4 protein-coding genes are annotated in these 4008 nt (G+C 68.1%); 1 reads left to right on the top strand and 3 read right to left on the bottom strand.

Annotated features, from left to right (window positions below):
* Positions 1-282: 282 nt before the first annotated feature.
* The 3 genes from ACE5CZ_RS02495 to ACE5CZ_RS02485 all read right to left on the bottom strand — a co-directional run bounded on the left by ACE5CZ_RS02495 (position 283) and on the right by ACE5CZ_RS02485 (position 3164).
* On the bottom strand, positions 283-1350 hold the full coding sequence (locus tag ACE5CZ_RS02495; protein ID WP_374945784.1) for an alkene reductase: 1068 nt from the start codon (positions 1348-1350) through the stop codon (positions 283-285).
* A gap of 111 nt (positions 1351-1461) precedes the next feature.
* Positions 1462-2265, bottom strand: coding sequence for an ABC transporter permease (locus ACE5CZ_RS02490; protein ID WP_374945783.1), 804 nt, complete (start codon positions 2263-2265; stop codon positions 1462-1464).
* Positions 2262-3164 (bottom strand): ABC transporter ATP-binding protein, encoded by a 903-nt coding sequence (locus ACE5CZ_RS02485; protein WP_374945782.1) that lies wholly within the window; start codon positions 3162-3164, stop codon positions 2262-2264. Before ACE5CZ_RS02485 ends, ACE5CZ_RS02490 begins: the two co-directional genes overlap by 4 nt.
* A 154-nt stretch (positions 3165-3318) precedes the next feature.
* On the opposite strand from ACE5CZ_RS02485, the gene ACE5CZ_RS02480 reads away from it, so the two are divergent.
* A partial coding sequence (locus ACE5CZ_RS02480; protein ID WP_374945781.1) for a carbohydrate kinase family protein occupies positions 3319-4008 on the top strand: 690 nt, incomplete at its 3' end.

Here is a 4008-nt window from a genome sequence, read left to right as displayed (position 1 = left end):
CGTGTGTGTGACGAAAATGGGCGCGACGGCGATGAGGGCAGCTGTGCCGATCATTGCGACGCGGGATGACAACGACCGAGATGTTCTCGGGTGTGTAGCAGTTCTCACAGAGATTCCCCTAATAGATAAGTGTTATAACGCGCGGGTGCCCCCACCCGCTCTCACACGCTATCCGCCGGGCCAGCAAATAGCCAGCAGAAATAGACACTTTTCAACCCGAGATAGGGCTCGCTCTGTCTCGAGAAAAACACTCACTCCGGGCCTGACTCGGAATGCTCACCGCTACAGAGTCGGGTAGTCGGTGTACCCGGTCGCCCCAGCGGCATAGAACGTCTTCGCGTCGGGCTCGTTGAGCTGCTCCTCGTCGCGCCAGCGGCGAACCAGGTCGGGGTTCGCGAGCAGCGCGCGGCCCACGACGACCGCGTCGGCGAGTCCGTCGTTCACCAGGCTGCGGGCCTCTTCGCGTGTGGTCGGAGTCGTGAATCCGTTGTTCAGAATGACCGCGCCGGCGAAGCGGCGGCGCAGATCCTGCACGAGCGACGATGCCGGAGAAGGGTGCAGCACGCTGAGATACGCGAGCCCGAGCGGCGCGATCGCATCCACCATCGCCTCGTAGGTGAGGCGGGTCTCTTCCGCATCGTTCTCGAGAACGTCTTGGATGTTGCGCTCGGGTGAGATGCGCACGCCCACCCGGTCGGCGCCGATCTCGCGGGCGACGGCTTCGATGACCTCGGCGCCGAACCGGGCGCGGTTCTCGGGGGAGCCGCCGTAGGCATCCGTTCGCGTGTTGCTGGTGGGCGAGAGGAACTGGTGCAGCAGGTATCCGTTGGCCGAGTGCACCTCGACGCCGTCGAGTCCGGCCTCGACGGCGCGGCGGGCCGCGGCCACGTGCTCCTCGATGATGCGCTGCAGCTCGTCTGCCGTGGCCGCCGTGGGAACCGGGTACGGGAACGCGCCGTCGGGCGTGCGCACCTCGCCCTCGATGGCGGTGGCGCTGGGTGCGTAGATCGTGAGTCCGCTGTTGACGACCGGATGCGTGACCCGGCCCGCGTGCATCAGCTGCATCACGATCAGGCCGTCCTCCTCGTGCACGGCGTCGGCGACCCGGCCCCATCCCTCGGCCTGCTCATCGGTCGCGATGCCAGGCTGTCCCGGATAGGCCTGCGCGCCGGCCGAGGTGAACGTTCCCTCGGTGATCAGCAGTCCGGCCGTGGCGCGCTGGGCGTAGTGCAGGGCGATGAGGTCGCCCGGAACGCCGTGCTCGTCGGCGCGCAGCCGCGTGAGCGGCGCCATGACGACACGGTTGCTGAGGGCGAGGGAGCCGAGCGAGACGGGGGAGAAGAGCTGCACGACGATGCTTCTTTCGGTCGAGAACGTGTGTGACAAGGCGAGGCTGCCTCTGGGGCAAACGCGACGATGTGACGAATGTATTCCCGAGAGAAAGCTCGCGAAGAACAGGTATCAGGTGACGTCGCGGCGCCAGCTGGTGAACCAGCCCAGGATGCTCACGACGACGGCGATGCCGACAAGCACGAGGCCGCCCTGCCACCACTCGAGCACCAGCGGATCTGCGCCCGCCAGCTGGTAGGCGCTCTGGCCCACGAGCGCGTCGCTCGCGGCGCCGGGCAGGAAGCGGCCGACCTGTGCCGTGAAGTCGGTGATTGCGGATGCGAGGCGCAGCAGCGGCTCGACGAACTGCGTGAACGCCAGAACGATCACGATGGCAGCGACCTGGCTCGGCACGAGCACGCCGAGACCGACTCCGATGGCGGCCCACAGCGCCATGGCCAGAACAGAGCGGCCGATCAGCGCCCACGTGCCGCCGTCGGTGAGCAGCGGGTCGATGCCGACGATCGCGAGCACGGCCGCCCCCGCTCCGACGGACGCGACCAGCGCAAGAACCCCGTAGACCGCTCCGGCCCCGGTGAGGGCGAGCAGCTTGGCGACCAGCACCCGCGATCGGCGCGGAACAGCGAGGAACGTGGGCGTGAGCGTCTGGTGCCGAAACTCGTTCGTCGTCGCGAGTGCACCGAGCAACACAGCGAACACGTAGCCGAGCGAGGGACCGAAGCTGTAGACGAGCGGCACCAGCGCGTCGTCGGCGAGCGGCGAAGTCGTGGGAGTGCCAAGCGAGCCGAACAGTGCCGCCAGGCCGCCGGCGCACACGGCGATGTACGCGACCATGATGATGCTGAGGATCCACCACAGGCGGGTGGACGTGATCTTGGTGACCTCGGAGTGCAGGACTCCGCCGAAACTGCTCACAGCGCCCCCTCCTCTCCGACGAGGTGCAAAAAGCTCTCTTCGAGACCCACCCGCTTCTGCGAGAGCGCCGTGACCGGGATGCCGGCGGCGAACGCGATGCGGCCCACCTCGGCGGCCTCGGCGTCGCCGACGAGAACGCCGCCGCGCAGCGGACTCACGGCGTAGCCGGCCGCCTCGAGGGCCGCCGTCAGCGCGGCGCGATCCGTCGAATCCACGACGACCTGCTTCTGCTCGCTCGTATCGAGGCTGGCCAGCGAGCCGCGATGAATGAGCTTGCCGTGCGACACGATGACGACCTCGTCGACGCTCTGCTGCGCCTCGCTAAGCAGGTGGGATGAGATGAGAACGGTGCGCCCCTCGTCGGCGAGCTCGCGCAGCAGCAGCCGAATCCATTTGATGCCCTCGGGGTCGAGCCCGTTGATCGGCTCGTCGAGCACCAGCACGCCGGGGTCGCCGAGCAGCGCGAACGCGAGGCCGAGCCGCTGGCGCATGCCGAGCGAGTAGCCGCCGACGCGGCGGTCGCCGTAGGCGCCGAGGCCGACCCGGTGCAGAACGAGCTGCACGCGCTCGCGGTCGATGCCCGCGGCCTGGGCATAGATGCGCAGGTGGTCGGCGGCGCTGCGGCCCGGATGGAAGCTGGCCGCCTCGAGCGCGGATCCGACGGTCGCGAGCGGCGACGGCAGGTCGCGGTAGGCGGTGCCACCGAAGGTCGCAGTGCCGGATGTCGGCCGCACGAGCCCCAGGAGCATTCGCAGCGTCGTGGTCTTGCCCGCGCCGTTCGGACCCAGAAAGCTCGTGACGCGGCCCGGTTCGACGGTGAACGAGAGGTCTGACACCGCCTGCACCGCCCCGAAGGTCTTGGTGAGGCCGGTGAACTCGATTGTCACGCCCGCGGTCATGGTCGCACGTCGAATCGGGCCAAGGGATCGAGTGGTCGAGGCATCGACACCACCCTATTCGGGTGCACGGAAGAAGTGGCCGGTAATAGAGTGTGCATCCTGAGGCTCGGCGAACGTAGGGGTGCACGCGATGGTGGATGCGACGGGTTGCGTTGTGGTGATCGGCGATGCTCTCATAGACGAGTTCCGCACGTCGGAGGGCTCGGAGGACTTCGTCGGCGGGGCCGCCCTCAACGTGGCCGTCGGACTCGCTCGCCTCGGCGTTGCGACCACGCTCGTCGCGATGGTCGGAGACGACTCCGACGGCGAAAAGATCCGAGCCTTTCTGAGCGACTACGGAGTCGAGCTCATCGCGACGCCGAGCCCGCGCGGCACAGCACGCGCCATCTCCGACCGCACCGACGGCGAGCCTCGCTACAGCTTCAACGAGGCCTCGGTCGAGCGGTTCGTCGAGTTCGACGATCGCGTGCGACAGGCGATCGACGCGGCCCCGTTCGTGGTGGTGAGCTGCCTGCGCTTCGACTCGCTCGAGCAGGTCGAACTGCTCGAGGGTGCGGTCGTCGATCCGCAGACCCGGCTGCTGATCGACCCGAATCCGCGCGAGGGCATGCTGCACTCGGCACACGACTTCGTGGCCAACTTCGAGCGCGTCGCCGCGACCGCCCTGCTCGTCAAGGTCGGCGACGAAGACGCCTTGCTGCTGTACAACGCGTCGCTTGCGGTGCTCACCGAGGGGCTCATGGCGACCGGCTCGCAGACGGTGCTGTCGACGGCGGGGCGCGACGGCGCATCCATCGCCACCGCGTCGGGAATTCTGGTGCAGCAGCCGATCACCCTGATGTCT

Source organism: Agreia sp. (assembly GCF_964263775.1).
Lineage (GTDB): Bacteria > Actinomycetota > Actinomycetes > Actinomycetales > Microbacteriaceae > Agreia.
The sequence above is the reverse complement of the archived record's forward strand: the minus strand, read 5'-3'. Positions and strand labels throughout refer to the sequence as shown.

Coding starts and splice junctions, on each gene's coding strand:
- ACE5CZ_RS02485 (WP_374945782.1), bottom strand. CDS start 3,164: ATGACCGCGGGCGTGACAATCGAGTTCACCGGCCTCACCAAGACCTTC.